Consider the following 695-nt stretch of genomic DNA (forward strand, 5'->3'; position numbering starts at 1 on the left):
GGGGTGAACCACGCGACGGCACCCGACGGTTGGCGGGGTGGTTCCGACGTGCTTGCGCTGCTCGCGCCGTTGCCGGCGGCGTGGGCGCTGGGGTTGGCGGCGCGCGGCCGGCGCGAGGAGCTGGTGGCGGCGGAGCGGCGGGCCGAGGAGGCGCGGCTGGCCCAGGAGTGGCGGGAGGAGCGGGCGGCGACGGGCGAGCGGCTGCGGATCGCCCGGGACATGCACGACGTGGTGGCGCACTCGTTGACGCTGCTGGTGGTGCACGCCGAGACGATGCGGGCGCGGGGCGGCGAGCTGCCGGAGTGGGCGAGCCGGAGTGTGGACGCGATGGCGGCGGCGGGCCGGCAGACCACGGCCGAGCTGCGGGAGTTGCTCGGCTACCTGCGTGGTTCGGCCGCGGCGCGGGAGGCGGCGCCGCGCGATCCGGCGCCGCGGCTCGGCGCGGTGCCCGAGCTGGTCGAGGCGGCGCGGCGGGCGGGGACGCCGGTGTCGTTGAGCCTGCCGGCGGACGCCGAGCTGCTGCCGGGCGCGGTGCAGTCGGCGGGCTACCGGATCGTGCGGGAGTGTCTGGCGAACGCGCGCCGGCACGCGCCGGGGGCACCGGTGCGGGTGGCGGCGGAGCTGGTGGACGGCCGGGCGGCCAGGTTCGAGGTGGAGTGCGGGCCGCCGCCCGCCGACCATCCGGGGGCCAGGGG

Annotated in this window: 1 protein-coding gene; it reads left to right on the forward strand. The window is 79.6% G+C overall.

Features of this window, described 5'->3' with window-relative positions; translation table 11 throughout:
- Positions 1-48: 48 nt before the first annotated feature.
- A partial coding sequence (locus E1283_RS36770; RefSeq protein WP_243745365.1) for a sensor histidine kinase occupies positions 49-695 on the forward strand: 647 nt, incomplete at its 3' end.

The sequence above is a fragment of the Streptomyces hainanensis genome (assembly GCF_004348415.1).
In the GTDB taxonomy this organism is placed as follows: Bacteria; Actinomycetota; Actinomycetes; order Streptomycetales; family Streptomycetaceae; genus Streptomyces; species Streptomyces hainanensis.